The 26,385-nt window shown below is 50.3% G+C and carries 23 protein-coding genes and 1 pseudogene; 2 read left to right on the top strand and 22 right to left on the bottom strand.

Annotated elements, in window-relative coordinates; genetic code table 11:
- Positions 1–20: 20 nt before the first annotated feature.
- The 16 genes and pseudogenes from TY10_RS02355 to TY10_RS02280 form a co-directional block, all read right to left on the bottom strand.
- Positions 21–458 carry a DUF4280 domain-containing protein gene (locus TY10_RS02355; RefSeq protein WP_042160186.1) on the bottom strand — a complete coding sequence of 146 codons (438 nt, stop codon included), beginning with the start codon at positions 456–458 and terminating at the stop codon, positions 21–23.
- Positions 455–1,006, bottom strand: a complete 552-nt coding sequence (locus TY10_RS02350; protein WP_042160184.1) for a hypothetical protein — start codon at positions 1,004–1,006, stop codon at positions 455–457. Before TY10_RS02350 ends, TY10_RS02355 begins: the two co-directional genes overlap by 4 nt.
- The gene (locus TY10_RS02345) at positions 1,003–2,217 is read right to left on the bottom strand and encodes a pentapeptide repeat-containing protein (protein ID WP_042160181.1); all 1,215 of its coding nucleotides are present in this window, start codon (positions 2,215–2,217) and stop codon (positions 1,003–1,005) included. The genes TY10_RS02350 and TY10_RS02345 overlap by 4 nt, the downstream gene beginning before the upstream one ends.
- 43 nt (positions 2,218–2,260) lie before the next feature.
- Positions 2,261–3,685, bottom strand: a complete 1,425-nt coding sequence (locus tag TY10_RS02340) for a contractile injection system protein, VgrG/Pvc8 family (protein WP_042160179.1) — start codon at positions 3,683–3,685, stop codon at positions 2,261–2,263.
- A complete protein-coding gene (locus tag TY10_RS02335; protein ID WP_042160178.1) occupies positions 3,682–4,320 on the bottom strand; it encodes a hypothetical protein in 639 nt (212 codons plus the stop codon). Before TY10_RS02335 ends, TY10_RS02340 begins: the two co-directional genes overlap by 4 nt.
- A gap of 4 nt (positions 4,321–4,324) precedes the next feature.
- The gene (locus TY10_RS02330; RefSeq protein ID WP_238327411.1) at positions 4,325–5,164 is read right to left on the bottom strand and encodes a DNA and RNA helicase; all 840 of its coding nucleotides are present in this window, start codon (positions 5,162–5,164) and stop codon (positions 4,325–4,327) included.
- Positions 5,165–5,180: 16 nt separating this feature from the next.
- Positions 5,181–7,754 carry an Hsp70 family protein gene (locus TY10_RS02325; RefSeq protein WP_042160266.1) on the bottom strand — a complete coding sequence of 858 codons (2,574 nt, stop codon included), beginning with the start codon at positions 7,752–7,754 and terminating at the stop codon, positions 5,181–5,183.
- A 221-nt stretch (positions 7,755–7,975) separates the two neighbouring features.
- On the bottom strand, positions 7,976–8,671 hold the full coding sequence (locus TY10_RS02320; protein ID WP_042160176.1) for a hypothetical protein: 696 nt from the start codon (positions 8,669–8,671) through the stop codon (positions 7,976–7,978).
- Positions 8,662–9,954, bottom strand: coding sequence for a hypothetical protein (locus tag TY10_RS02315; protein ID WP_042160175.1), 1,293 nt, complete (start codon positions 9,952–9,954; stop codon positions 8,662–8,664). The genes TY10_RS02320 and TY10_RS02315 overlap by 10 nt, the downstream gene beginning before the upstream one ends.
- A gap of 32 nt (positions 9,955–9,986) precedes the next feature.
- The gene (locus TY10_RS02310) at positions 9,987–11,642 is read right to left on the bottom strand and encodes a PP2C family protein-serine/threonine phosphatase (RefSeq protein ID WP_155985659.1); all 1,656 of its coding nucleotides are present in this window, start codon (positions 11,640–11,642) and stop codon (positions 9,987–9,989) included.
- Positions 11,643–11,692: 50 nt separating this feature from the next.
- Entirely contained in the window at positions 11,693–12,550 is an 858-nt protein-coding gene (locus TY10_RS02305; RefSeq protein ID WP_202903133.1) for a PP2C family protein-serine/threonine phosphatase, read from the bottom strand.
- A gap of 13 nt (positions 12,551–12,563) precedes the next feature.
- Positions 12,564–13,092: pseudogene (locus TY10_RS02300) on the bottom strand (FHA domain-containing protein).
- A 70-nt stretch (positions 13,093–13,162) separates the two neighbouring features.
- A complete protein-coding gene (locus TY10_RS02295) occupies positions 13,163–13,744 on the bottom strand; it encodes an FHA domain-containing protein (RefSeq protein WP_042160171.1) in 582 nt (193 codons plus the stop codon).
- Between the two features lie 15 nt (positions 13,745–13,759).
- A complete protein-coding gene (locus tag TY10_RS02290) occupies positions 13,760–14,212 on the bottom strand; it encodes a J domain-containing protein (RefSeq protein ID WP_042160169.1) in 453 nt (150 codons plus the stop codon).
- A 96-nt stretch (positions 14,213–14,308) separates the two neighbouring features.
- The gene (locus TY10_RS02285) at positions 14,309–14,734 is read right to left on the bottom strand and encodes a hypothetical protein (RefSeq protein WP_042160167.1); all 426 of its coding nucleotides are present in this window, start codon (positions 14,732–14,734) and stop codon (positions 14,309–14,311) included.
- Positions 14,735–14,848: 114 nt separating this feature from the next.
- Positions 14,849–17,017, bottom strand: a complete 2,169-nt coding sequence (locus TY10_RS02280) for a hypothetical protein (protein WP_042160166.1) — start codon at positions 17,015–17,017, stop codon at positions 14,849–14,851.
- A 501-nt stretch (positions 17,018–17,518) separates the two neighbouring features.
- Here TY10_RS02280 and TY10_RS02275 point away from each other — a divergent pair.
- Positions 17,519–19,498: a vWA domain-containing protein gene (locus TY10_RS02275; RefSeq protein WP_052350300.1), complete on the top strand. Its 1,980-nt coding sequence runs from the start codon at positions 17,519–17,521 to the stop codon at positions 19,496–19,498.
- A 143-nt stretch (positions 19,499–19,641) separates the two neighbouring features.
- Here the strand turns inward: TY10_RS02275 and TY10_RS02270 are convergent, their stop codons facing one another.
- From TY10_RS02270 to TY10_RS02260, 4 genes are all read right to left on the bottom strand, one after another.
- Complete coding sequence (locus TY10_RS02270; protein ID WP_042160161.1) at positions 19,642–20,559, bottom strand: serine/threonine protein kinase; 918 nt, start codon at positions 20,557–20,559, stop codon at positions 19,642–19,644.
- 251 nt (positions 20,560–20,810) lie between these two features.
- Positions 20,811–21,110, bottom strand: a complete 300-nt coding sequence (locus TY10_RS31225) for an MDR/zinc-dependent alcohol dehydrogenase-like family protein (protein WP_238327410.1) — start codon at positions 21,108–21,110, stop codon at positions 20,811–20,813.
- Positions 21,103–21,825 carry a zinc-dependent alcohol dehydrogenase gene (locus TY10_RS02265; protein WP_238327409.1) on the bottom strand — a complete coding sequence of 241 codons (723 nt, stop codon included), beginning with the start codon at positions 21,823–21,825 and terminating at the stop codon, positions 21,103–21,105. The genes TY10_RS31225 and TY10_RS02265 overlap by 8 nt, the downstream gene beginning before the upstream one ends.
- Positions 21,826–21,986: 161 nt before the next feature.
- Positions 21,987–22,547, bottom strand: coding sequence for a TetR/AcrR family transcriptional regulator (locus tag TY10_RS02260; protein ID WP_162160563.1), 561 nt, complete (start codon positions 22,545–22,547; stop codon positions 21,987–21,989).
- A gap of 254 nt (positions 22,548–22,801) precedes the next feature.
- On the opposite strand from TY10_RS02260, the gene TY10_RS02255 reads away from it, so the two are divergent.
- Positions 22,802–23,518: an SOS response-associated peptidase gene (locus TY10_RS02255; RefSeq protein ID WP_042160157.1), complete on the top strand. Its 717-nt coding sequence runs from the start codon at positions 22,802–22,804 to the stop codon at positions 23,516–23,518.
- A 453-nt stretch (positions 23,519–23,971) separates the two neighbouring features.
- Here the strand turns inward: TY10_RS02255 and TY10_RS02250 are convergent, their stop codons facing one another.
- Entirely contained in the window at positions 23,972–24,259 is a 288-nt protein-coding gene (locus TY10_RS02250; RefSeq protein ID WP_042160155.1) for a stage VI sporulation protein F, read from the bottom strand.
- A gap of 66 nt (positions 24,260–24,325) precedes the next feature.
- Positions 24,326–26,377 (bottom strand): ATP-dependent DNA helicase RecG, encoded by a 2,052-nt coding sequence (gene recG, locus TY10_RS02245; RefSeq protein WP_202903137.1) that lies wholly within the window; start codon positions 26,375–26,377, stop codon positions 24,326–24,328.
- Between the last annotated feature and the right edge of the window lie 8 nt (positions 26,378–26,385).

Here is a 26,385-nt window from a genome sequence, read left to right as displayed (position 1 = left end):
CTGGCGATGACGGGATAAGGTTATCCTATCTTGGTTCCGCCCAGATTTTGACCATTATCAACAATAAATATTTCACCGCCATGCATGCAGGAGGTGGTGCAATGATCCAATAAAGCAGCGCTGCCTTCGACCAGCTTATCCGTTTTACCATTTCGCCAGGCGATATCGACTATAGGCAGGCAAGGCGCCTTTTTAACGCCTTCAATATCCACTCTCCCATTTTGAACAGCCGGATTTTGCGGATTGCAGCAATAGCCAAAAGGCATAATATTCACGCCAGACTTGTAGTCATCTACATTCATCTGCGCGTTATCTTTAATGTAGACACCATGGCTTAACGGCATCTTCAACCGGCTTAACTGGGTTCCGGAGTTGCAACTTAAGACCGCGCCAGCTACGACATAGCTTTTGGGATCTTCACTCGAATCATTGACTTGAATATCAGTTTGACTGCTCATGCTTTGTCGCCTCCCATCCATGATTGGGCCAGAACGGCCTTTCGCAACGCTATCCCTTCAAAGTCTCTGCGAAGAAAACTCTCAGCCAATGCCAGATGTATGACGATGATCATTTCTCGCAAACCAGCGATGCGAAACAGGTAATGTGCTCCTATCTTAGATTCATCCAGTATGAGCCGCTTCAACGTTCCGTCCGGGTGAAACTCGGCTTGCTCCGACAAACAATCGACCAAGGGCGGTGTAATGAACCAGAAGCCTTCCTGTTTCATTCTTTTGAACTGCACTAGTGTAGCCGGGGTGTACGAAGCCCGAGGAGCGAACTTTTCGACCAATGCTTTTAACCGGTCCGAGAACAGCGGTATTGGCCGTTCGATATAATCGATAATAGAAGGCTTCTCCTTATCCTTCATTTCAAACTGCAGGCTTGATGATCCGAGCTTCTCCAAGATTTCTTCCGTCAACAGACCTGCAGGAACAACCGAGGAAACGCCGATCAGCTCAATCGGATCTTTCATCCGTTGATCCTGTGAGAGAATAAAATAGTTCACGGCATTACCCCCTCGTTTGGCCACTCGACATAGATTTCCTTCTGCTGCTCCTCACTGAGATGCAACGAAGGGACAACTTCCCGAGAGAACAACGCACCTTCCAGACTAGCTCCTGTGAAATCGGTGTTCTTCAAATTAGCACCGATGAAATTAGCCCCATCCAGCAGCGTTTGTTGAAAGCTGGCATTTTCCAGATTTGCACCGGTAAAATCACTGCCGGACAAGAACGATTCACTCAGATCCGCTCCGGCTAAGGAACAGCTCTGGAAATTAGGAGGCTCGGTTCCGGGTGCAAACAGGACCAGTGACTCCGGTCTGGTGGCCACGCCTTCGACCCGGCGGAACAAAGAAGCTTGCAAATTGCAGTTGCTGTAATCTGCCCCAACCAGCAAGCTTTCTGAGAAATCAACTCCCGCAAGCATGCTTCCCTTCCACCGGGTGCCTACAAGAATGCAGCGGTTGAATCGGCTTTGCGCTAAGTCATTGTTATTAAAAGAAGAATAGCGAAAATCCGTCCCGCTATAGTCGCCTCCGGACAAGTCGAGATCGTCGAAGGCTTCATGCATATAATCATGCTCATTCTTCTCCTCCAGCCACTCACGAATTTCTACTGCATCTCGGGTTCGTTGATACGATTTGTACACCGCTTCGCTCGCATCCATATACTCCCCCGCCCGCACTTCAAACTCTTCTTCTAATTGAAGCGCTTGGAACTCGGGCAGTTGAACGGCACGCGGCATAACGAAACGAAGCAGCGCCACAACATAGGCATGAATATACCGCGCTTCTTGCAGCAGCAGCTTCTCCAGCTTTATTCGTGTCAGGACTGCGGGATAATTCACACTTCCCTTTTCCAACTCTTCCTCTAGCAGCTTAAAAGCCCGCAGCGCCCAATCTGCTTCATATTCATAGCGGCAAGGGTGACGATCGAGAAACCAATGACGGTCGGTTGCCTCTACTAAATAACCAAATCTCCCTTCCGCGATTTCTGTTCGCAGCATAGAGTAGGTGATATAGCCGATCTTCGCCTTCACTCCCGTGCGCTGCTGCTCCTGAAGATCACGGCAAATCTGACGAAACGAGGCCAAGAAAGATTCCTCGAACGCCTCGCGATGCTCCTGAAACATCATTTCTAAGGCGAGCAAGACTGTCGTACGACTGGGATCAACCACCTGCTCCATGAAATGCTGCAAGGTATGCTTCTGAATCAAAATCTCACCTCTTTTCTATCGATTCGTTCTTCGAGACTGCCATTTAGTTTGTCTTCAATTCCGTACCTACTATGGTCGTATTTCCATTCAAAGTAATTTCACTTTCTTTGCAATTCAGATAGATTTCATCTTTTGCCGAAATGATCAGGTTCCGTCCGGCATCCATCGTAATATCTTCGGCAGCCGTCAGTTTAATCGGCTTGCTGCTCTGTATTTCAATTCCCGTTTTATCGCTAATACGAATAAAAATTTCGCCATCCTTAGCCGTGACAACAATCTCATCGGGCCCCATCAGCAGTTCCTTGCCGGAGGCAGTACGGAAATATTTCATATCCGGATTACCCAGCTTGTTATGGCCGCCATCTTCCGAATTTTGTCGTACCGATCCGTTGGCGACCCCTTCTTCTTCTTTATTGCTTGGAAAATAGACCAGCACGTGGTCCCCGGTCTCCGGCATACAATACCAACCGCTGTTTCCTTCTGCGGAATAGACAGATGAATACGGAAATGCGTGAGCCTCTGCTTTACTCTGTTCTTTATCGATCTGGAGATGGACTTGAACTTTGTCACCCGTTACGCTTATGACCTCACCCTGTATGGAGGCTCCAATCAACAATTCATTGTAGAGAACGCTATGCCTTAACCCGCGATGCGAGCAAAGCGTATACCGGTGCTTGAGCAGTCCAGCAGTCATCTCCGAGACAGCCTCCCGTACATAGAGCTGCTTTCCTTTAAAAGCAACGACATGTCCAAGATCGAGCACTTTATCGGTTTCAACCTCATAAAAAATAAAATCCCGATCCTCAACATCCGCTCCCTCCTGCTCGCTGAAGTAACGGAATTCCGACATTTTCTTATTAACTTCATAATGATAATTATCAAGCTCTGCCTTGGCACTGCTCTCGAATACGCCAAAATAAAACTTGGGGCTGTCAAATACAGTTGCAGGCATCAAGCTTGTATGCATACGGGAAGCCAGACGTTTAAGAAACTGCCAATCCGTCTCTTGATACTGCAGAGTGAATTTTCCAATGCCTCCGCCATTCGTTGCCGCATCCATCACTTCTAATCCTGGATATTCTTTGCTTATTTTTTCTAATAACGCAGGATATGTGAGGTTTGGGTTTTGAAAAGAGCGGCTTTTCTTTTTCGTATCCAGCTTGTAGCTATGCGACACGCCCTCTACCTCCATGTAGTAGATGCCTCGGATCACTTTAATTTCAATACTGAGGACAATCCCGCAAAACAACGGTGATAACGCACCTTCTTCATCCACTTGGCTTATTTCAATTTGCGTGTTGGGACCGGTCATCTCGATATAGCTGTCTTTTTTCTCCTCCGGTACAATTCCGGTAAATTTCACATAGGCATGCTCGTTCAGTTTTTTCTTGATGCTAAGCTGTTGCAAATTGACCAGCCCGTACGGACTGATCTTTAAGTTCTGGTAAGTGATAACGGATTGTGTCATTCTTCGCTTCCTCCACTTTCACTTTGATTTCGGTTCAACTGAAGGGTATCCATCATGCCTTTGGCTATTTCCTTCCAGTCTTCCTTTTCATCCTCGGTGCAGTTAAAACTGCACAATAAAGCTCGATCCTCCAATGACACGAAGAACATCAGATTATAGACATTCACGTTCATAGCGGGGGTTAAAAATTCACAATAGCCTATCGAATGTCCTTCGTATTCCTTCACTCCATCTTCGTACCATTGGAGGATCGGCTGCATCCGCTGCAGCATGCTGACCATCTCTTCTTTAAATACCTCAATGTCCTCTTCATACAGCGGATTAATCGTATAATTGAACGTTAGGTTAATCGACCCGGCATCGTTGGTGAATATAAACTGAGGGCGGCGCTCCGACGGGTATTTAATTGCGGCGGCCTTCGGCGTCATCAATTTGAACGACTTAGGCATATAGACGATGATCCGATCATCAAGCAAGCTTTGACTCATAAATGACATCATCTCTGAGCCAATCCGAACTAAAGGCTGCCGAACATCCGGCTTCTCTTTCTGATTCTGGCGGTCAACCGCCTTCTCTGTTCCAACGTTATCTAGCTCATTCATCATGGCAATGATTTTCTCATCCATATAGCTCATTTTGTCATTCCTCCATTTCTACTTCTGAATAATGACCACCTGCGCTAATCCCTAATCCACCAGCACCCGCTGCATCCCCCCGAGGCCGCAAATCACCGCCCCGGCTGAAACGCTCCCCGCTTCGGGAAGCGGCATGATCCAATATGCGGCGCAAGCTCGCATACAGCTGCGCATTGTCCATAGGTCTGCGATCAGCCCCTAGCCGATTTGAAACATAATGCTCAATGACTGAAAAGGCCGCCGTTCCCTCATTCAAGATCAGCATCGCGAAGGCGATGTCATACGGATCGCTGCTGCCGCTGCGCAGCAGCTCGTCGGCGTACCTGCGCATAATAATGGGAGCCATCGTGCTCTGAGCGTATCCCGAATACCGTACATGGACGAACTGCAGCGTGTTGTACTCTGTCGACATGTCGCGGAAGCTTTCATAATTCATCCGCAGTCTTGCCCCTTGCTTAAGCTTGAATCGTCCAAGCTCAAGCTCGCCTTGCCGCTGGACGGCATTCTCATCCAGCACAATATCAGCCGTATAAGCAGTCATATCGCTTCGGACAACCGGCTCCTCGGCGAAACGGATCTTAATGACCGTTTCCCGGCCTGTCGATTCATAGCGCAGCTCCTGCTCCTGTTCCAGCACGTATAGCCTGCCGCCATATTTGACAATTCCCCGGCTAATCGTCAGCGTATGCTCTCCGACCGATATATCTGCGCCTGTCAGAATACCGTCCGAATAGCCCGCATAATAAATATCCAGCATATGACGCGGATAATCCCGAAGACTGTCCAGCATCTCCGTCTTCAGAATCCGCCCCTTCGTAAAACTCGGGTACCGATCGATGAACATAAATGCAGCCTCCTCTCTATTTCATTCCGTCGAAGAAATCCAGCTCTGACAGGTCATCCTCGAACGTGAACAGCCGTTTCTCGCCCAGCTGCAGCTGCTCGTTCACCCGTGCGACTGGCACGATGAAGAACCCCCACTGATTGTCTCCCGTCACGACGAAAAACTTCGACTCTCCATTGACGATCGTATCTGTCTCCTCTTGCGGAATTTGATCGCCATAAAAGCCGGCAATCTCTTCATACAGCACTGGCTTATAGCTGTCGGCGTGGTTGGCATACACATACTTGCGGAGCATGCGCTCATCCCCGCCTTTCAAATAGAACTCCACTTCGGACACCGCTTTCGGCCTAGAAACGCCACCTCGCAACCCGCTCAACCGCTCCATGCTGTTAATGAGCACCTTCTCGCCACCTTGATGAGTAAACGCGGTTACGGTATATGGAACAACCGGCGCGATCCGTGTTATATTCGCTTCGATCTGTCCGAGCTTGCGCGCAGTCAAATAGCGAATCGAGCCTCTCAAGCAGCTTAGCTTCAAATCAGGCACCTTATCTGCATCCTCTGAGCGCTGACGGAATTCGATGCTTCGTCCCGGTACAAATTCCTTAAGCGCCTCGCGGAAGACGTCAATCCGACAGGATTGTCCCGTCAGCTTCAAGATTTGATACTGTTGCAGCCTTCCGTCCAAATAGAAGCCCTCGAGAAACTTGCTTATGACCGCATAAATATCCGATTTCAGCAGCTTCGTCATTTCATTGACCGTGAACACGATATCCGGGCTGTCGTGACGATCGGACAAGCGCCCGTCCTCCCCCCGAAGCGACAAGCTCCATCGCTCGACCGGTGTCACATGCAGATCATTGTCCAGTACGCCTGAAGAGCGCGAAGTCCGCTCAGCTTCGAATCTTCGGCGCACGATGCTCGTCCGGCGGAAAAACTCAATCTTCATCGCCTCGGCCAGCTCCCACAAAAAATAAAAGTTGCGGCGCACCCGCCAATACTCGTCTCCCGTACGATTCTCGTATTCTCTGAATCTCGTAGGCAGTACCCGCTCGGCTTCGGCATAGCGGCGTTCCAGCACCTCGTACACCTTCGCCGTTCCCTGTTCATCCACATAACGGAACAGATCAACACCGGCTGCTTTAATCAATTCATCGATATCCCCGCCAGAACGGATGCCTGCATAATAGTCGGCGAATGCGATTTTCATATATTGCATCACCCGATAGGTGAGATTATTGCCGCCGAAGTTGGTATCGCCATTCTCATAGGCGGTGCGGATATCGATTTTATAGGAAATACGCCCCTCCTCGATCTGGAACCGGCAGGAGGACAAATCCGTCGTTCCGCCGCCGCAATCGATGACGAGAGCATCATACGTTTCTCCGTCAATATATCGGTTCCCCTCGATCTGATCGGCGATGGTGTTGTACAGCACCGCCATTCCTTCATCTACCGCATGCTCCCGTTCAATCTCGTACTCCGGCAGGATAGCGGTGAACATTTCCAGGAATGATTCCTTCAGCTTAACCGGCGTCGTGAAATGCAGCTGATTGAACCGGCACTTGAAGCGATGCTCGGCCGTCTCGATCACATGCAGCAAATACGCTCGAATAATATCGCCGCGCTTAACCGTTGCCGTATTGCCGTGAACGTCGGTTACTTCCTCCAGCTTGTCCCTTCCGTTCACCCAGCGCTTCATGCCCAGGAAGACGGATGCCCGGCTGGCGTAGCCGTTTTTCTTTAATTGGCGTAACGCCTCATAGCCGTAGCAATAGACAATTGCCGAAGGATTGGAACAGTCTGTCACACCAATTGCCGTCGGCAGCATTTCGATCCAATTGCCGCGATCATTAGCGAATGACACATAATTAATCGCACCAAGCTTCAAGCTCCCGTTCAGCAAATCATGCCTGCTCGGCGAAGCGATATACCCATGGTCCAGATAGGCGCCAGCCGTAGTATTGGAAGTACCGAAGTCAATAGCAAGTACCGCTTGCGTAGCCTCCAATTGACGTATATCCAGCTCGGCTACCGGCAATCGCCAATAATGCAGATTGGTCGGAGGCATCGGTCTTTCGCTGTAATACGCTTTGTACAAATAATCCGAATCCTGCTTACGGAAAAACAACAGGCTATAATTACGGTTAGACGTCCGGCTCAGCTCCGTCTGCTTATCGAACTGAAGCATATAAGCGCCCGGTTCCCTCTCGTCCTTGACCAGATTCATAATGCCGCATAGCTCATCCCGCTCGTTCACGATCAGTACATTCGATTCGCCGATCCCGGCCGCCTGCCCCGTGCGAACGCGGTAGCCGTCGCTCCCGTCCAATCTTAGACCGGCATATAAGGTCAGCTTGGCCGGCACCTGAATCGTTTCCGCCCCAAGCTGCGGACTGTTCAAATAGCTTCGCAGCGCATGCTCGATACGCTGGATCCCGCCATCCCGCAAGTTGCGGATGAATAGGCGCTCGGCAGCTCCCCGATATTTCAACACGGTCCGAATCAGCTCGCCGCGATCCTGCGACTCCACAACGCCTTTGACCAGCCGCTCCTCGTGGCAGATGCGTCGCAGCTGATGCGTCGTCATCTCCTCCAGTTCATCCCGCCCGTATCGCCTAGAGCCGGAATCAGACCCGGAACCGGAAGAAGCGGATTCGCCATGAGCTGTGCCATTGCCGAATGTAGAACCAAATGGCTGTGAGACGCCATCCGAAGCGTTGCCATGCCCGCTTCTGCCTTGCTCATCAACGCCTGGTTTATAAATTTTGTAGGTATAGCCCCGCAATGTCGCTCCTCCTCCTTCTCCGCCTAATACAAGGCGATACGATCAATCCGCATCGTTTCTTCATAGCCCTGTATGCCGAAATGATGCTCCCAGTAAATTTCCGTATCGAAGCGGATCGGCAGAAAAATTCGCCGCACCAGCTCGATTCGCGCTTTCGTCTCCGCCGATTCCTTCTGTCCGACATAGAAGACCAGCTCATCCTTTTCCTCGCAGTTCACATAAATCGTCGAGCGGCGGAACAGCTTCCTCATCGTATCCTTGAGCAGATAGACGGCTTCGCCAGTCTCGTAAAGACGCAGAACATTGACAGCAATGATTTCCCTTTCATCCCGGTCGAACAATGCGAGGCCGCGTCTTACATCCTCCCCGAACAGGCCCTCCTCCATATCCTTAAGAACAAACCGGATACAATACTCCCGCCGGTTCATCCCCTGCATCAAATCGATATCCGCCAGAAAATGAATCATAATATCGAACAGCGCGTTGCGCAGTTCTTCAGATTCCTCATTGTCGAGTGTGAACATATCCCGGAAAATATCGTAGAACCGGTAATAAGGATTCACTTCGACTTCCCGCTCGATCTGCATGGCGTTGATGTCGACAAGGCTCAGCTCCATGTACGGCGAGTACACCTTGGCAGGCTGAAAGTAGATTCCTTTCTTATTCCTGCCCGACCGCTGAGCCTTGACCATTAAGTCCCATATGTAATTCAAGCCCATTCCCCTTCGCATCTGTATTCCGGAAAATACATCTGAATCTCGGACACGAGAAAGCTCATCAGGTCACACAGCATATAATCAGACCCGGATTGCCCGCCTCTAGGGCGGAATGTCAGCTTAAGACGCTTCTTCCCCGCCTCCGAGCGGATATTGTCGCTGATGAACGGATTCATGCCGTACGTCCGGCCATTTGCTCCACCCGAGGGAATGCTGTCCACCGCCGCTTCCGCCAGCTCCAGCCACTGGGCCGCCTCGAATGAATGAACAATCCGCATCAGCTCGCCTGTCGCGCGTATGACCATCGTTTGCTTACGGGCGTATTTGCCGATAAAACCATCCTTGCGGCGGTTCGAATACAGCGGATATTCGAGCTTGCTATGCTTGTCCAGAACCGGCTGCGTCAGCTTCCATACGTTCCACACGCCCGATCTCTCCTGCGGACTAACAATCGTCAGCTCGTCGGCGGACCGTTTAATATAACGGATATTTTCCTCATCCCCGTCAACGAGATAGCCATGCTCGGAACCGGTCTTGCGCAGCGACATGACATGCTCGAAGTTGATCCGGTCCGCTGCCGGTACCGGGAACCCGCTGTTCTTCAGCGCAAGCTGCTCAATATTCCACAGCGGAATAATATCAGACCGCTTGTATCGCTCGTACTGCTCCAAATCAACGCTGAGCTCCAGCACTTCCTCATCTGCTGCTGGCATCCGGTCGCTGCCGGTCAGGATGACATCTATAAACTTGTAGGCGTATGGATGATTGACCGTCTTCCAAGGCACCCCGTTTTTCTGAAAAACATCATAAAGACGCTCGATCTGCGCCGTATACCGGCTGCTTCGCTCCACTCTGGCTTCGATAGTGTAACGGCCGCCTGTCGTTTCCAGAACACCGCGAAATGTCCGTTTGCCCTTCAACAGCTCATTCAGCTCCGGATTATCGCATTGCATGAACAACGTATAGAGCTTCGTCTCCTCGCCGCGGCTCAAGCTCTCTACAATCCGGTTTAGCGCAATGGAGGGCTGCTTCACATCTTCCGGAAGCATGGGGTACAGAAAATCATGTATCGGATCAAAATCGTCACGAGCGCATACGGTTACGAATATATCATGCTTGTCCTCGCCGTCCTCCAGCTCCTCGAATACCCTTCGTTCCAGTGCTGCGTTCATCTTCTCCTGGTAATCGACCATGCCGAGGAAGAGTCCGTTCATAAGCTGCTTCAATTGCTTGCGCTGCTCCAAATCCTCCATCCGGCTGAGCCGGTCCGCTACAATATCCTTCATCCGTCTTCGTCTTCCCCTCTCTCGCCCGTTCCTCAACCATTGCTTGCGGATTCGTTCTTCTCTGTATTGCCGCTGTCATTGACAGAAGCTGGCAAATCATCATTCGAGATTCCCTGCCCGGAGCCGCCTGCCCCGGCAGCGCTTGCCGGAGGAATCGGATTCAGCTTATCTTCCGCCTTCGTAATGCTCCTCTCCAGCTTAAGCACAGACTCCAGCATCCCAATCTCCTGATACACCGCCTGCGACTGCGAGAAAGCATCGATGGCAGCCGCATATTTCCCGGCTGCCAGGTTCCGGTTGCCTTGCTTCTCCAGACTCTCAGCCTGCAGCTTCTTCTGCTCCTTCTCCAGCTCCGCAATCTTTGCTTCCATATCGTCCAGCTTCGTCTTAATGTCCTTCACCCCGGAATAAGAAACATTAAGCGCAGCCTTATGTGCTTCCCTGTAGAGCAAGAGGGCGGCTTGGTAATCACGCGACTCCGCCTGCAAATCCGCCTTCTGCACCGTTTCCCCAATTCGAATATATTCATCAATGCTGGCGATTCTTTGATCCAGCTGCTCAGGATCGTATTTGTCGTCGCCCTTCGTCTCTTCCTTCGCTTTCTTGTATTGCGTCAGCGCCTTATCGTACTTGCCGTCGCGCAGAAAGTCGTCACCCGCCACGATCAGCTCGGCTTTTTTGTAGTTTTTTCCGTAAAGCGCAACGTGAAGCTTGTCTTTAATCTTCTTTGCTTCATTACGCGCTTCGCTGTACGACTTCATCGCCTGCGTGTAATTCTGCTCCTCGACATAGGTATCTCCGTTGCTTCCGTATTCCTGCATATTGACAACGCTCTCCGCGACCCTTGCAGCGGCCCGTCCTTTGAAGTAAATCGCCATGCCGCCTGCGATAAGGACCGGGATCATCGCGATTGCAATCCGTTTGATCCACTTGTTCCGCTTTTTCTTGTCTTCCTTATACACCTTGTCCGCGTAGACAGCAGCCACTGTATAGTTGCCTATCGATGCCCGCTGCTTGCTAAGCAGTACATCCTCCAGCACATCGACCAATTGGGACGGCTCTTGCGCTTCTTCAAGCGCGTCGAGCATTTCCGGAACGTCAACGCCTTCCCAAAGCCCCTGTGTAGCGAGCAGCAGCACATCACCATCATGAAGCGGTATTTTCTTAGATAAGAAGGGCTCACACCCCTCGGGGTTGCCCAGGTATTGCAGCAGGTTATGCCGCTCTTCATGACGGTCAACAGCGGATTCCGACAGATTCCCTCTGTCAGCCATCGTCTGCGCCAGCGAAGTATCTTTGCTTCTTGCCAGCAGCCGTCCCCCGCGAAAGTGGTACAGTCTCGCATTGCCGGCAACTGCCCATACAGTGCGGGTATAATCCGTCACAACGACGATGATGCTTGCTTTAAGCCGAACGCGGCGGCTCTCATACCGCAGCCATTCATGTGCCTCAAGCACATACTCCCTCAGCTTCCTGCGGGACATTGTCGGCTGCTCGGAAAAGTTCTCCAGCACACACTGCACAGCCATCTCCGCGCTGTTCACTTCCGAGTCCGTATCGCAGCCGTCAACAGCGACCCAGCAAGCCATATCGTCCAGCTCGACGTAAGCGAAGTAATCTCTGTTCTCCATGAAATTGCCCGCTTCGGACAGAAATTCTGTCTTAAAGTTGCTGTTGTCCTTTCTCATCGCTGACCTCCGCTTACATGCCGTTCCTCGCTTGGCTGATCTTCATACCGTTACAAAGCCGGCTCCAAAATAACAATCGTCGCATTGTCCTGATTCTTCAGTCTTTTCCGTTCAATAGCTTCGATCAGCTGCTCCGCGGCTTCATACGGCGGCATTCCCCTGCCAAGCACCTCATCCATCTCAATTTCCGTCAGGCCGTTGTAAAGCCCGTCGCTGCAAAGCAATATTTTATCCTTTGGCTTCAAGCGGAACGGCTCCTCGCAAATATCCATACTCTCGAAGCTTTCATAGCCCAAGTAATTGATAAGCCGTTTTCGCATCGGGTTTCCCCGCGCCTGATCGGCTGTTATTTCACCCGAAAGGCAGCGTTCTTCCAGCACCGTCGCCAATATATGCTTCCGGTTCACCGGGATGAATTCACCTTTCCGGTAGATGATAATGACGCTGTCGCCGACCGCTCCCCAATGAAGAGCGTCGCCGCAGACGATGGCGGCGACGGCGGTCGTCCCGCCATTCGAGCCGCTAAGCTGGCGCAATATATCTCCATTCGCCTGTCGTGCAGCTTGACTAAGAAACGGCGCGATTTCCCGCTCGCTATTCACATTCATGAACTGCCTGATGAACGTCGATACGGCGGTCGTACTTGCCATTCTGCCGTTTGCCAGACCGCTAATGCCATCTGCTAAAACGGCTATCGTTCCTGCCGGTGTCTCCGCCGTTGCGAAATAATCATCCTGCTCATCCCGTGCGCCAATCGTCTGCCCGTTCCCGATCTGCACGGCAGGCGGTTGTTGCCGGACGACGGGGCCTCCCCTGGCCGCGAGACGCCGGCGAATCAACAACAGAACGACAATAACAAGGATAAAAGCGAGCAGAATGACAAGCGGAGGAAGTTGGATAATCTGCATAAGCATCATCCCGTTAAGCCCCGCTGTCTTCCCATTCAAAGTGCGTTCCGCAGAGCGGAATGAAAATAAACTTGCTCCTTCCCAGCTGCACAACGTCATAAGCGGTCAGTTCGACAGGGGAATAGACCGCTTCATTGTTATGGTAGGCAAGCCCCGAAGCGTCGCCCGGCAGCAGATAGAAGTTCCGTTTCTTCGGATCATAGACGATAACGGCATGATTGCGCCTGGAGACCGAATTATCACCAATAATGCGGATATGCATTTCCTCCGAGCGGCCGATAAAGATTTTTCTCCGCCATAATGCGGTAATCTTGGCCAAGCTGAGGACCCTCAATACAGACCAGCCATCCGGTGACCGGATCGATCCCCTTCACTTCGCCCATATACGGCATCGTTTTTTCATCCTCTTCCACCTGCTGCACCGGTCTCTTCTCCCCGCCTTTTGCCCCTTGGAATTCAACGCTGGAGCTGCAATAAGGGCAAACGTTGCCATGCTTTCGCGTACTGAACATGTGGCCATTCGGGCATCTCGTCAAACTCATCGTGATCGATCCTCCATCTATTTGAGCGTCATCGCCCCTCTACCGGCGATACGCGGCAAATTCATCGTTATTATTTCACCAGCAATCTTGTGTTCGCGATCAGTAGCAAATCCCCCGCGTCCAGCCTGTACGGCTGCTCGTTGTCCAGTCTTGTGACCGCGCTGCGATTGAACTTTCTCAGACCGACGCCGTTGCGAGAATCCAGGTCCTCGACATACCAGGCGCCCTGCGCATAGTTCAGCACCGCATGCTGGGGACTGATAATCGATGCGTACTCCGCATCGGATAAGTCTATGTCAACCTCGCTGCGGCCTGAGCTTTTGCCGATCAGCAAGGAAGTTTCCCCGTTTATGTACCATTCCTTCATCCGCTCGCCCTCTTCATCCAGCAGCACGAGCTTTGCTATAGGTTCCGTCTTGCGCTTCATTCCGTTTCTCTTGCTAAGCTTAACTCCCAAAAAGATAAGCAGCGCCGTTAACGCGGCAATTGCAGCCGCCCACATGACCTGCTCGTCTGTATTAATAAAAAAAGCATAATATAGTGCCTCTATCACAGTTATCAAAATAAGGATATCGATAATAATAATCCCTTTCGATCTGCCGCCCTTGCCGCCCCGGTTATGACCTTCCGCCGTCGTCGCCTGCGCTATCATCCCATAGTTCACTCCTTATTTGCCGAAAAAACGATTGAACAAATCGGTCGTATCCAGCGGGTTACTCTTCTTGTTCAGCGGTTTGCCGTTTCCGTCCGCTTTGTTCTTCGGATGAAATCCGAAAAACTGCTCGAACTGCTGCGACATCTGATTGATGTCGAAATCTGCCCCAGTCTTGTTGCCCGCACCCGCTCCAGCAGCAGCGGCCGTTCTTCCCGGCTTCTTCGGTCCGCCTCCAGGCGCACGCTGCGCTCCGGCAGCAAGCTGCTCGTCATAAGCGCTTCTTTTATCCGGATCACCCAGCGTTTCATAGGCTTCGTGCACTTCTTTAAATCGTTTCTCTGCTTCCTGGCTGCCGCCGTTTGTATCGGGATGATGCCGCTTGGCGAGCTTTCGATAAGCTTGCTTAATCTGATCAGGTGTCGCCTGCTGTGTAATCTCCAATAGGTCGTAATAAGTAGTAGCCATCGCTCGAAATCAACTCTTTACGTTGGATTGGTATATATAGCAGACGGAGTGCCTTTTGCAAGGCACTCCATCCATTCATTCGTTGGCTGTCAACGGTTAAACGGAGTAGCCGCCTTCGATTTTCGTAAACTCGGTTTTGTCTTTTTTCTGCTTGATGTAGAGGCTGAACGTACCTACGCCTTCTGTATCGCCGAACTCTTCCGTGTAATCCACGACGAATGCATTCGGGAAGTAAACTTTGCGCACCACTTGATCAGCTGCGATAACTTCCAGCGTTACTTTGCGGTAAGCGTCCGCTTTCTCAGCCGGCACAAGCGACCAAGTCGCAAGCTTAAGCGTATCGTCGGCGCTGTCGCCGTCCGTAGCTGTAATGATTTTGCCGCTCAAGAGCAGCGTAGCGCCAACGTCTGTGGAACGCGCGTTGGAATCATCCGGCGTATCCGTGTCGTACTTAACCTTTTGAATATTGTCCAATCCCAGCTCGATTGTTTCTGCGCCTTCTACTTTCAATCTGAATCCCATGAATAATTGCCTCCTCGAATTTGTTCAGCCAATGGCTGTGTGAATTATATATGTTGAAAGGCAAGCCCCGAAGGGACTTAAACCTTTAACACCCGGAATGGGTTACTGCCAGGTCTACGCCTTAACCGGCGTTGTTCCTTTTGTAATCATGACCTCGAGATTTTTCACGTTGCCGTTGAATACGAGATCAATGTGGCACATATTGCTCTTCTCGTCGATGATGTAGCTCATATCATCGCCGTCTTGAATGACGGAGTTGATATATCCGCGCGCGCCAAGCCACTTGCTCTTCTGGCTGCTCGGATTGTTGCTGAAGAACTTCACGATGTTCTCATGCTTGAAGTCGCCCGTCTGGAAGCGCAGAATACGCTCGATATACGTGCTGACCAGCGTCTTGTAGATGGAGTCGAAGCCATCCTCCGACATCGCCAGACTTCTTGCCTTGTACACCGTGATTCGACGAATGTCTTTGTCCTGCAGCTGAGCATTCTCCGAGGAGAAGACAAAGCCAAAGTTTTTACGGTTGATGGAATCCTTGATGTTGTTCGTAAAGCCGGAAATTTCCTTCGCCATCGAGGTTACGACGCGCAGGCCGTTGTCTCCAGCTTCAATATCGAAGCGTACGCCCGGATAATCCTTGCTGACCGTCTTGAACTGCTCCCGCAAATATTCCGGACATTGGTAAGCCGCTACGATACCCGCCGCTACATACGAGGCTCCGACATAGACGCCCTCGATCCATAGCTTCAAAATATCTTCCTTCTCCTGAGACAGCTGCACGCCGTGTTCGGTCTGCAGCATCCGGCTGTCGATGACGACGCCCGACTTGTCTTTCGGAATAATCGTAAAGTTAGGTACACAAGGGATGGCGAACTCGCTGAAGCCTTTGCGAACGAGAACGGCGCATTTATCAACATACTTGTCGATACCCGCCGTAGCAATGCTGCTGAACGTCGTCTCCTCGCCGGATTCGAAGCTGAAGAACACCTGCACCTTGTATTCGCTGACCACTTGAAGCAGCATCGAAAGCGACTCCATGCTGTTGCCGTCTTCCTTCACTTGCTTCTCGTTGCCTCTGAAGCGCTCGCGGGAAACTTTAACTTTACCCGCCGTCTCCAGCTCAACCGAAGGCACAATGCCGTACCAGATCGTATCGGCGAAGTCGTTTTTCGAGTTGACGGTGTTCAGATACGTCTCCAGACGCGGGATATTGCCGCTCTTAACGGTCATATCCAGCTTGCTGTTCGTAATGAGCAGCGTTGGCGACATGCCTTTGTTTTTGCTCGCGTATTGGTCGAAGAACATTTTGACGCCCAATATTTTTTCCACGAGCGGCTTTACCGTTTTGACGAAATCGTCCTTCGCATTTTTGTAGAACTCGAGGTACGTGTTGTAATTGCTTACTTCCGTCGAGGTGTCGACGTCGCTCTGTACCGCAGGAAGCGGAGAGAACGTACGAACGACAAGATCCTTCACGTAGGCGGAAGGCGTATCCGTGATCGAGCCGTAATCGTCGGCGAACACTTCCGGCAGCCCGCTGCCTGCTTGATCATCCAGCAGCATCAATTCTGTGCTGTCGCTCTTCGGCGCTTCAATGATTTTGAGCTCGCCGCTCTCGCCGATTGTCAGCATGCCAACTTGAATAGCTTCTGCCTGATTCTCTTCCTGAGAGCCGCCAAGCAGCAGTCTCGTCTTGATATCCTCGATCGCAAGAGGCAGCATCGCCATTACGTTGTTATAGTTTTTGCTTGCCTCCTCGAACAGCACGTTCAGCTTGTCGCCCATATCCAGCTTCTTCGGATCGCCCTCGTCGAGCTTCTCGTATTGGCCGTACAAATAGTGGATTTCCTTCCGCACCTGGCGGATGTCATCCATCACTTTCTTCGGAGAGATCATGTCCAGCAAATGCTCGAATTTGAAGTCGACATTGGAAATGCCTTGGCTTCTTTTCGTATCGATAAGGGTGAACAGCATTTTCAGAAAATCATTGTGCTGATCGATCTTGATTTCCGAAACGGCATTCTCCTCAAGGCCTTCCGGCCTTTTCAATGCATATACGACCTTCTGATTCGCGGCGTTGAAAAACGAGTATACGCTTGGCGAAAATTTGTCGAGAAATTCGTCGAAGCTGCGGACCAGCAATTGTTTGTTGATTTCTTTGATTTTGTCATCGCTTAAGCTGTCGATACCCTTCACGTCGCCTACGAGCGTAATCAGATCCAATTTTTCCGGATTGATTTCCTCGAACAGAATCGTGCGGTTCGTCTGGTTAATAATGTCCATTCGGCATGGCGGCAAGCTGCATCGCAAAGCTACTAAGAATAGAGTCCTAGAGTCTCCTTAACGGATGCAATCGCACGCCCCTCCTTTCTATAATTGCAAAATTAAAATACATAAACTTACAAAAATTCATCAGTACACGGATAATCTTAAACAGTTATATATTTCCTTGTCAATAATTTGAAACTGCTCCTTTTTTCTCATTTTTAAGCTCTTTCTAGACCAAAAGACCCCTTTTTATTTCAAACTATTACTTTTTCCTACAATTCTTCCGACGATATTCATAGCGGAATGTCTCAAATGACCTAAACGACTATGTCTCCCTGCATGCAGTACGTCCTAGACGGGTTCACATGAACAGAACATGTTGAACTATAAAACCCAATAAAATCAATATTGATTGCGATTACAGAAAGGAAATGAATATAATAAATGAAAATATATATAATTAAGCTATTACTACTAACATCTGTGCTTTCTATTCATTTATTGAGTATACTCTCCATGTCATCCGCCGCTGCAGCGGCGGAAGCTCCTCCTCCCGCACCGCGTTTCGATACGATATTCGTGCTGGATACAAGTTTCTCCATGACAACAACCGACCCCGACAATACTTCGGCCGAGGTCATTCATATGCTGATGGATATGAGCGAGGCGGAACGAACCCGAATTGGATATGTTGCTTACAATCACAGCATTGTAGCGGCGCAGCCGCTAACCGACATTTCGATAAAGGATAAGCGCAACCGGCTGAAATCCGATCTCGAATCATTGCGCCGCAGGGGATCGACCGATGTTGGCCTAGGGCTGTTAAAGGGGACAAACATGCTGGCCGAACAGCAGCAGGAGGGCAGCCGCGCCTATGTCGTTCTGCTCTCTGACGGCGCAACCGATATCGGCTCCAACTCCAAACGAACGAATCGGGATTCCGATCGGGATGTGTCGGCTGCCATTGCGCTTGCGAAAAAGAAGCAATTCCCAATTTATACAATCGGCTTGAACCATGACGGTACTGTTAATGAGAAAGAACTGGGACGAATCGCCGCCGAGACCGGAGGCAAGTCCTACATGACGAGCAGCGCGGAAGATTTGCCGGAATTATTCAATCAGATTTATGCGGATCAGGCCCAATCGATATTAGTACCCGTAGCCGCTTTGACCGCATCCGGGGCATTGCAGGAAATACCGGTGACCGTACCGAACGGCAGCATGAGCGAAGCCAACGTTATTCTTATATCTGAGCATCCGATTACCGAAACGCAGCTGTTCTATCAATCAACCAACGTTCGCATGTACAACTCTAATAAATATACGATTCTAAAAATCGCTTCCCCGGAAAAGGGCAAGTTCAATATGAAGTTCCGAGGTTCTTCTGGTGATCTAGTCAAAATCTATATCCTGTCCAATTACGAGTTTCATGGGCAAGCAACACTAATACCGCCAAAGGATGCCAAGGCGGAAGCTGTTAAAGGACAACCTGCTCACTTCGAAGCAGAGCTGCTACTGCCTGACGGAACTCCGCTCAAGGATTCCGATGTCTACAAATCAGCTAAAGCGATTCTAACCGTTACCAATGACGATGATGGAAAAAGCGCTCAGACGGAAATGGCATACCTTGACGGCAAATTGCAAACCGATTACACCTTCCCCGCATCCGCTTCCTATAGCTGGAGCGTTCGGGTCGAAGGCAGCGATTTTTACCGCCTCCTGTCAGGAGGCAAGCTGAAGCTTGGCAATATCCCGCCGGAGAAAGGAAGTGCCTCGGACAGCGTATCGCTAAGAAAAGAAGATAAAACCGCAGCAATCAAACTGGATACTTTGTTCAACGACCCGAACAATGATCCATTAACGTATGAAATACTGCCCGATTCAGAAGGCAAAGCCGTGAAGGCCAGCCTCACAGAAGATGCACTTGCCCTTTCGCTTGTCAAAACCGGCAGCGCAACAATCAAAATTCGCGCTATCGATCCGGAAGGCGGCAGCGTTACACGTGAGTTCACCGTTAACGTTCATTCCAGTTGGACCCCGGTTATCCGTATCGGACTAATCGTTCTCGGTGTTATTATAATCGGCATCGCCCTCTTCTATTTCCTGAAGCCTAAGCCTGCTTTCGCCGGCAGACTAGAAGGATATTTCTTGAATACGGCAAGCGGAAATGAAATACCGGTAACCTATTGGCCATTAACCTCATTCTCGAACAGCAATGTAACGCTGTTGCAGCTGTTCCGGGCTTTGCAAATCAACGAACCGCTACCGGAAGCAGCCCAAATCTCCTTCCAGGCCGGCAAGAACGAGACGCTTTATGTGAAGAACAGCTCCCGTGCAACACTCATTCGCGGCAAAACAATGCTGCGCAAGGATCGTGCGGAGCTTATGCAGTACGGGGACAAGCTTTATATTACGTTTGAGGACGGGGTGACCGAGCTTGAGCTTCGGTACAAGCCGATCAAACCATCGACTAATATTTTCACAAGGCCAGAATAACGGAACAGGGGCTGTCTCAAAGGTCGGTTACGACCAGAGAGACAGCCCCTGTTCTATTGTTACAGCTATTGATGTGTTTCAACGTTTCAATTCCTTATTATACTGTTTTTATGTGTGGCAGCCTCCCCACGGCTAACACCGTTTCAGCCTTTCCTCCAGCTACCTGTTATACTTTTCCATCGCAAGCCCGCTTCAATCCAGCGAAGCGAGCTGCAGCGCTTCTCCGGAGACATCCGAAGCCCCCAATGAATAAGCCGGCTTAGAACGAAGCCTGTATGCCGATTTTGCATGCGAAGCGATTGTAATTCATCCTCGAACAATCGTCTTTTTACATCAACAGGCGCCTTTCCCGTATAAGCAAAATAAACCGTAGCTGCCAAGCTGTAAATATCAGAAGTTACGCCTTGCCGGGACGTCTCGGAATAAAACTCCAGCGGCGAGTAACCGGTAGAAGTCAATATTGCTTGTTTATTCAAGCTGCCGCTCGTAATAGCTGAACCAAAATCGATTAGTTTCGTCACCCCCGCATTGGGCTCCACCATAATGTTGGCGGGCTTTATATCACGATGCAGGAAGCCGTGTTCATGAACATGTGCAAGCGCGTCCACGACGGCGCGCAGGATGGCAGCAATCTCCGCTTGGGACACTTCAGACTGTTTAATATATTGCTCCAGCGTTATGCCCTTGCAATATTCCATCACAATATAGGCAGTACCATTCATCTCGATATAATCCGAATAAGCGATAATACCTGGATGATTGAGCGCTTTCAGAACAGCTGCCTCGCGTTCGAACAGCAGCTTCAGCTCTTCGAAAGCTTCAGCATGAAGTTTTCTCGTCATAACTGAAGTCCGATTATCTCCGCGCGTTACCATCTGGCGGGGGAAAAACTCCTTGATCAGCTTCGTCTCGCCTGTTTCCGTCTCCCTTGCCTTATAGACGATGGACAGCTCGCTTTGATGAATCGTCCTCTTAATCTGGTACTTGTTCCCTATCCGTGTATTGCGGCCTAGTTCATCCATATCTATTAATGAAGTGTTTATCGTCTCAGCCTTCAACATCGCTACCTCGCTGTATCGGCAACGGTAGATGCTGGAAGCAGACCGGCCGGAGTATAATATTGAAATCATACCCTATATTTGTATGCCAGACAAGACATTATACTGGTATTTTCATGGGCTCCGGCAGCAATTCATAGAGATGGCGGTTAGTCAAAAAACAAATCAAAAAAAAAGCGCTAGACATTGAATTTTCAATGTTTAGCGCTTAATTACAATGATCCATAATCTAGTTGTCGATCATTTATATACGATTAGCTTGTTAAGTCGACAAGAACCTTGATCGTTTCTTTTCCCGCGAGAGCGGTATCGAATGCTTTCGGAAGCTCGTCTATCGGATAAACATGAGTGACCATCGTAGTAATTGGCGTTTTCTTCTTTTCGATATGATCTACGACACGGGCGATATCTTCATGCGTGTAACCGCTTGCGCCAATCACTTTCAATTCTTTGCTCATCATCTCAACAAAGCTTAACGGAACGTCCTGCTTATAGACTGCAATGATGACAAAACGGGCATTAGGCTTAGCTAACTGGAAAGCTTGTTCAAACAAAGCAGAGGCACCGGCCGCATCCACAAACACGTCCACATCGGGAACGGGGGTGACCATAATAATCAGCTGTTCCGAAATATTCGGCAAGGGTCGCTGCCAGATCCTGCTTCCTTGTATTGATTGTTTTCGCGCCTAATTGCGCGGCTTTGGCCAAACGCCAATCATCGATATCAACGACGACAACGTCGCTAATATTTTCGCCAATTAACCCAGCAGCAGCGGACAAGCCGATTGGACCCGCTCCCAGCACGACGATATGCTCGCCCGGTTTCGGGTTAGCTGCGAATGCGCCGTGGAATCCAACACTCATCGGCTCCATAAGAGCAGCTTCCTCAGGCGTTACTTCGTCGGAGAAGAGATACAAGTTATAATCTAGCTCCGCATCCTCGATTCGTACATATTGTGAGAAACCTCCCACCTCCAGCGAGAAAAACTTCCCTGCTCGCGTAGCTGTAATCGGATTCACGCCAACCCGCATGCCAATGGAAATCGTTGCGACCTCCGCACCAACCTCCACAACTTCACCGAACAACTCATGGCCAAACTCTTTGCCGGGACGTATGCCCATATCCCCTCCCGACTTTACGATATTAATATCTGTACCGCAAATACCGCCGCGCAAGTTGCGGATTAACACATCCTTTGGCCCAATGGCCGGCATGGACAGCTCTTCGACTCGAACATCATTTTGGCCGTAATAAATTCCTGCTTTCATTGTATATGCTCGCCTCCATCATATCGCAGTTCTCCTCCATAGTAGAGCGATATGCGGATTGCTGCAATTTACACCTTTACGGGAAAACGTAAGATATACTACACTTCCAAGTTAAGCGTTAATTAGGCATGAAATCTTAGACATTTTTTTTCGGTTTTTTGTTATGTCATAATACGGAACGGATTCAGCCGCACGATTTTATCCGCCAAGTATTTAGGGGAATACGGCAAATCCTGCTCTAGCCACAAGGTAATCGTTCCAATCATAGCCGAAATAGCGTACCATGCCGCAACTTCTCTAGGCATTTCATAATCCGTGATTGATTGCCGGTGAAGGATCACTTCATGAATATGCTCGACGGCAGGAGATTTCAATAGTTGAATCAGCTGCTGATCGAATTGAGGGAGCGCTTTTTTAACGAACAAAAGCTGATATACCTCTTTGTTTTCTTGAATGTACTGCAACATATGCTCAAACATTTGCCGTTCCCGTTCTTCAGCAGGCAAAGATGCATCATAATAATTCATCAGGGACTGTTGAATCTTCAATAAATACTCGCTTAAAAAATTGTCCGTAAAAACATTCATATTTTTATAATGCAAATAGAAGGTGACCCGATTGATTTGCGCTTTCTCAGCAAGAGCATGAACTGAAATTTTATAAAAAGGCTTCTCCTTCAACAATTGTATAAACGCTTCATTTAATATCCGTTTTGTACGCAAAACTCTTAAATCCTCTTTTTCCACATTTACCATATCCACACCTCATTTAGAATTGCACGGCACGGCATCATCCGGAACCAGTAAATGATGCGCCGAACTCTATTCATGACCCGCCCCGTCTCATTGCCTATTGAATCAATCATACAGCGAGCGTATGCGAAATGAAAATCCGTCGGGTAAATTTGCCGAGCCAACGCTTGTTCAGGCATAATAATAGTAACGATTCTTTCATGGAAAAAAAGGGGGCGCGTACCATGTGCGGGAGATACACAATCGCAGTGACGTTGGAGGAGCTGATGATCCGCTATATGATTGGAGCGGTAACTGTCCCTTATCATCAGCCGAAATATAATGTGGCACCTGGGCAGATGGTGCTTGCGATTGTCAACGACGGCAAGCAGAACCGGCTGGGTGAGCTGAAGTGGGGCCTTATTCCGCCGTGGGCCGACAGCCCTAAAGTCGGCTACATGATGCTGAACGCCCGCTCCGAGACGGCAGCCAGCAAGCCGGCGTTCCAGACGCCGATGCGCCGCAAGCGCTGCCTCATTCCGGCAGACGGCTTTTATGAATGGAAAAAGGACGCCGCAGGCAAAGGCAAGCAGCCGATGCGCATCGTCCGCAGGGACCGCTCTATCTTCAGCATGGCGGGCTTGTATGAGACATGGATGGCACCCGATGGAACGACGGTCAACAGCTGCACGATTATGACAACTGCCCCTAATGCGCTGATGGCACCTATTCATGACCGGATGCCGGTCATTTTGCATCCAGACGACGAGCAGCTTTGGTTAGACCGCAGCGTTCAGGAGCCGCATGAGCTGCAACGGTTGCTGCAGCCTTTTCCAGCGGACGAGTTGGAAGCCTATCCCGTCGCAGCTGCTGTCGGCAATGTGCGCCATGACGAGCCGAATTGCATCGAGCCTATTTCGCTGGAGACCGGCTCGCAAGACGAACAGCTTGGGCTATGGTAAGCGCAAAATCGCGATTTTTCCGCATTAACACGCAATTTTGCAATTTAGTGCGAGAAAAATCATCGATAAACAGCTGCCAACTTACACGATAAAAGCAGTTTGTTTGTTCGATAATGCCATTCAGCGAACCTACTTCGTTAAAGAACGAAGCTATGTTCGCTATACATTATCATAACGAATGCCAACTGAGCAGCAGCGAACTAAACTTCGTTGTTGGAGAATCTGGATTCCCCAATAGCGAAGTTTACTTCGCTAACACAGCCTGGTTAGCTCAAATCCGTACATTTGGAGCAAAATCTGCGAACAAGCATTCGCAAAATAGCGAAGATGGTTCGCTGCACGCTGCATCAAGTAAACAAACAAACAGGCATCCATCAAACTTCATTCAAAAAAGGCAGCACCGTGCAAAATTCGCAAGGTGCTGCCTTTTTGATCCGCTATAGATCCGTTCCGTTACCGGAACATACCCCACAGCTTGAGCAGGTGAAACGTGTTGTTCGGATCTATTTTTTGACCCAGTACAAATGCAATGATTTGTTCCTCTTGCGTTTCAGTCAACTGCTCCTGCAAAATAACGGTCGCCGATTTAACCAGTTTTTTCACCTTGACGCGGTCCTGCAAATCATATTTCGTCACGTTGCCCAACAACAGACGTATCCGGTCCTTCACAACCGGATTTTTCATCTTGAACTTGACGCGTTCGACCAGCTGCGGCCGAATGCCGTACTTTTGGTAACTCATGTGCTAGGACACCTCCATCCGGCATTCTCATCGTTTAACTATATGCCGCAATGGAGAAGATGTTGCCTAGTCCAGCTGTTCACCCTGAAAAATTTGATCCTTCTGCAAATAAGCCCGTACCCGGACATAAGCAGCATTGGTCCAAAAATCGTCCTCCGCGCACAGCTGAGCTGCATCGTCCCGGGCTAATTCCAGCGTTTCAAAGTCAGCCGCCATATCCGCAACCCGAAATTCCGGCAGTCCGCTTTGCTTCGTTCCGAAAAAGTCTCCCGGCCCTCGAAGCTCTAAGTCCCGCCGCGCTACCTCGAAGCCGTCATCCGTCTCCGTCATGACCTTCATCCGCTCGCGGCCCGTCTCTGACTTCGGATCGGCGACAAGAATACAGTGCGATTGATGCTCGCCGCGCCCGACACGGCCCCGCAGCTGATGAAGCTGCGACAGCCCAAACCGCTCGGAATCCATAATAATCATGAGCGTTGCATTCGGCACGTCAACGCCAACCTCGACTACCGTCGTCGCGATGAGCAGCTGCGTCTCATTGGCGCTGAAGCTGCTCATAATCTCATCCTTCTCCGAAGCGGTCAACCGTCCGTGCAGCAGCCCGACCTTCAAATCCGGGAAAGCCTGCTGCATCTGCACGAATACGTCGATCGCGTTCTGCACATCCAGCTTGTCCGATTCTTCAATCAGCGGACAAATGACGTAAGCCTGCCGGCCTTCATCCACCTCTTTGCGGATAAAACCCAGCACCCGGTCCATCATGCCATGCTTTACCCAATACGTCTTGATCGGCTTCCGCCCATGCGGACGCTCTCGGATGGTCGACACGTCCATATCGCCAAATGCCGTAATAGCAAGGGTCCGCGGAATTGGCGTCGCCGTCATCGTCAGTACATCGGGATTCAGCCCTTTGCGGCGCAGCACGCTCCGCTGGTTAACGCCAAACCGATGCTGCTCGTCCGTTACGACAAGTCCCAGACTGCGGAAAAACACGCCGTCCTGAATAAGCGCATGCGTCCCAACGATGATGTCGATCATCCCCATCTGCAAGCCTGCAAGTACATCACGGCGGCGGCGTTCCGTCATGCTGCCGGTCAGCAGACCGACCTCAATTCCTGTATCCGCGAACAGCTTTTGCAGCGACCGCAAATGCTGATCCGCCAAAATCTCCGTCGGCACCATCAGCGCGCCTTGATGCCCCGCCTTAACGGTACAGTATAGAGCAATCGCAGCTACTACCGTCTTGCCGGAGCCAACGTCGCCTTGCAGCAATCGGTTCATCGCGGCAGGCTGGCGCATATCTGACATAATTTCGTTCACGACTTTCTTCTGCCCGTCCGTCAGCTCGAAAGGCAGAGTCTGAGCGAATAACCGGATCGTCTCTCCATTGACCTTATGCGCAATGCCGTCACCGCGGCTGCGATTCAACGAACGGTATGCTTGCAGCTTGAGTTGAAAGAGGAACAGCTCCTCATACACCATTCTCCGCCGCGCTTCCTGCCCTTCCCGTACATCTCCAGGCTGATGAATGTGCAGCACGGCGTCTCGCCGTGACATCAATTGGTGCTGTTCCACAAGCGAATGCGGCAGCACCTCTTCAATCATTGCGCCGTACTGCACCAATGCCTGTCCAACCGTCTTGCGCATCCAGGGCTGCGTAATGCCGCCACCCACGGAATAAACCGGCTGCAGCGTACCCGATTTCGGAGCACCCGCCTTATCGGGAAACTCAGACTCGGAGATCGTCATTTGCAGCCGCTGCTGCTCCCACTTGCCAGTCAGTACAATTTCTCTGCCTGGCACAAGCTGGCTTTGCAGAAAATGCCGGTTGAACCAAACTGCGGTCACCAGCATATGCTCGATTTCAATTTTGCACGTCAGCCTCGATTTACTGCGGCCATAACGCTGCAGTATGCCATTGCCGCGAATCGTGCCCTGCACCGTTACTTTTTCTCCGTCCTTCACTTCGGACAACTCGCGAATGCGATAATCCTCGTATCGATATGGAAAGTAGTCCAGCAAATCGGCGATAGTCTGAACGCCAAAGGCGTGAAGCTCTTCCTCCTTAGGAGCGCTCACGCCTTTAATTTGCCGGACGCTAATTTGATCCAGCGTCATCATTATCA

The organism is Paenibacillus gorillae, from assembly GCF_000513275.1.
GTDB lineage: Bacteria > Bacillota > Bacilli > Paenibacillales > Paenibacillaceae > Pristimantibacillus > Pristimantibacillus gorillae.
This window is presented reverse-complemented; position numbering and strand designations above follow the sequence as displayed.

Coding starts and splice junctions, on each gene's coding strand:
- TY10_RS02355 (WP_042160186.1), bottom strand. CDS start 458: ATGAGCAGTCAAACTGATATTCAAGTCAATGATTCGAGTGAAGATCCC.
- TY10_RS02340 (WP_042160179.1), bottom strand. CDS start 3,685: ATGACACAATCCGTTATCACTTACCAGAACTTAAAGATCAGTCCGTAC.
- TY10_RS02335 (WP_042160178.1), bottom strand. CDS start 4,320: ATGAGCTATATGGATGAGAAAATCATTGCCATGATGAATGAGCTAGAT.
- TY10_RS02330 (WP_238327411.1), bottom strand. CDS start 5,164: ATGTTCATCGATCGGTACCCGAGTTTTACGAAGGGGCGGATTCTGAAG.
- TY10_RS02325 (WP_042160266.1), bottom strand. CDS start 7,754: ATGACGACGCATCAGCTGCGACGCATCTGCCACGAGGAGCGGCTGGTC.
- TY10_RS02320 (WP_042160176.1), bottom strand. CDS start 8,671: ATGGGCTTGAATTACATATGGGACTTAATGGTCAAGGCTCAGCGGTCG.
- TY10_RS02315 (WP_042160175.1), bottom strand. CDS start 9,954: ATGAAGGATATTGTAGCGGACCGGCTCAGCCGGATGGAGGATTTGGAG.
- TY10_RS02310 (WP_155985659.1), bottom strand. CDS start 11,642: ATGAGAAAGGACAACAGCAACTTTAAGACAGAATTTCTGTCCGAAGCG.
- TY10_RS02305 (WP_202903133.1), bottom strand. CDS start 12,550: ATGCAGATTATCCAACTTCCTCCGCTTGTCATTCTGCTCGCTTTTATC.
- TY10_RS02295 (WP_042160171.1), bottom strand. CDS start 13,744: ATGATAGCGCAGGCGACGACGGCGGAAGGTCATAACCGGGGCGGCAAG.
- TY10_RS02290 (WP_042160169.1), bottom strand. CDS start 14,212: ATGGCTACTACTTATTACGACCTATTGGAGATTACACAGCAGGCGACA.
- TY10_RS02285 (WP_042160167.1), bottom strand. CDS start 14,734: ATGGGATTCAGATTGAAAGTAGAAGGCGCAGAAACAATCGAGCTGGGA.
- TY10_RS02280 (WP_042160166.1), bottom strand. CDS start 17,017: ATGGACATTATTAACCAGACGAACCGCACGATTCTGTTCGAGGAAATC.
- TY10_RS02275 (WP_052350300.1), top strand. CDS start 17,519: ATGTCATCCGCCGCTGCAGCGGCGGAAGCTCCTCCTCCCGCACCGCGT.
- TY10_RS02270 (WP_042160161.1), bottom strand. CDS start 20,559: ATGTTGAAGGCTGAGACGATAAACACTTCATTAATAGATATGGATGAA.
- TY10_RS02265 (WP_238327409.1), bottom strand. CDS start 21,825: ATGAAAGCAGGAATTTATTACGGCCAAAATGATGTTCGAGTCGAAGAG.
- TY10_RS02255 (WP_042160157.1), top strand. CDS start 22,802: ATGTGCGGGAGATACACAATCGCAGTGACGTTGGAGGAGCTGATGATC.
- TY10_RS02250 (WP_042160155.1), bottom strand. CDS start 24,259: ATGAGTTACCAAAAGTACGGCATTCGGCCGCAGCTGGTCGAACGCGTC.
- recG (WP_202903137.1), bottom strand. CDS start 26,377: ATGACGCTGGATCAAATTAGCGTCCGGCAAATTAAAGGCGTGAGCGCT.